The sequence below is a fragment of the Sulfuriferula multivorans genome, from assembly GCF_003851125.1.
Classification (GTDB): domain Bacteria; phylum Pseudomonadota; class Gammaproteobacteria; order Burkholderiales; family Sulfuriferulaceae; genus Sulfuriferula; species Sulfuriferula multivorans.
Map to the genome: position 1 here is coordinate 1 of NZ_BGOW01000051.1, position 1,522 is coordinate 1,522.

1 protein-coding gene is annotated in these 1,522 nt (G+C 58.9%); it reads right to left on the reverse strand.

All coding sequences use genetic code 11. The features are described 5' to 3' along the window. Positions 1-216 precede the first annotated feature (216 nt). Positions 217-1,458 carry an IS4 family transposase gene (locus tag EI185_RS17315; protein ID WP_124706402.1) on the reverse strand — a complete coding sequence of 414 codons (1,242 nt, stop codon included), beginning with the start codon at positions 1,456-1,458 and terminating at the stop codon, positions 217-219. Between the last annotated feature and the right edge of the window lie 64 nt (positions 1,459-1,522).

Sequence of the window (1,522 nt, forward strand, 5' to 3'; positions counted from 1 at the left end):
GTCTCAATACTGTTCGGTTAGAATCTTTTTGCATATATTTTCCTTGGAGGCACTGGCAGTGGCGCAAGCAGTTGCGGTGAGAAGTTCGTCTGAATGTTGCGCGCAACTGAGCGGTCGTGACTTGCATAGGACGAATTGCGCCGCTTGAACATACGCGGGTTTTGCAGCCCTTTGCTCGTGACGCACCTCGAACGTGCGGCGGTGGCAAGCAAAGCATTAAACCATCGCCGACGTAATCGAGGCCGCGCTGGGGGGGAAGGCCCCCGATTGGGGCTGTGCGCAGCGCAGTAGTTGTACGTTCGCGGTGAAGGACAGACTTCGATCCGGTCGACAGTGCTCGGTTGCCGCCTGATGCATCAGCCAGCGCACCGCATAATGCGCCAGCACCCAGCCGTAGAATTCTTGGCGCACCAGGTCAGCCGTCTTGCTGCGCAGTACTCGCCGCTTCTGCAACAGGTGGGTCTTGAGTTCGTCAAATACGGCTTCCACCTCCCAACACTGGTGATACAGCGCCGCCAACTCCAAGGCCGGGGCCGTTTCCTCATCCAGCAGCGTGGTGAGCAAGCGGTAGCGTGGCTGCGCCTCAGTGGCGTTCGGCAATGCGTAGTCAATCACCCGCACTGCGATCCCCTCAGTTGAGGCCTGCCGCTGCTTTTTAGAGAGCGTGCCGCTCGGATAGATCATGCTGAGATAAGACCCATCGCTGAGCGCCTTGACTACCGGGAGCTTGCGATTGTTCGGGCAGCGCCATAACAGTTGCGCGCCGGTCGCTTGTGCCGCTGCCCAGTGTGTATAACCGTTAAAACCGCGATCCGCCAAACAGAGCATGCCAGCCTCCAGACGGGCCAGCAGCGGTTTGCAAATCGCCCATTCGCTCTCTCGGTAAGCACCCAGATGGGCTGCGAGGATGGCGTGACTGGCGCACTCGACGAGTACGGCGCACTGGGCTTGCGGATAGCCTGCATGACCGGTACGGCTGCCGGGGTAGCCAAAGGCTTTAACGTTGTCCGGCTCGTCGGCCACCTCCAGATTGCTGCCGTCTATCGCAACCAGGCGCAGCCGGGCATAGAAGGCGTCCGGATGGCGCTTTGCATCGGCGAGCGGCAAACAGGCACGAGCCACCAAATTCTGCAACGGTATATATCCGATCTTGCTGCGCATTTCGCTGATGGAGGACTTGGCGATCGTCGCTTCGGAGTCATTACCCTGCATCCAGGACAAGCCTTGAGAAACGACCGCAAAGACTTGTTCATAGGCCGCTTCCGGGTACAGGCTGAGGGCCATGCAGAAATAGACGCCGGGCACGGCGGGCAAGCTGCGAATACGTTTGCTGTTGCAGCCATGTTCGTCGAGTATCTCGCCGATCATCGCTGCCGGGTAAATCCGCGCCAGCAAGCTGGCGCTGAGGTAGTCACTTAAACGTGCGCCCGCTCCCAATACCGCTTTGGTTCGCGCCATGGCTCGCTCCAGAAAGACGATGAGCGTAGTGTGGCATAAAGATAGTTAACCGAACAGTATTGGG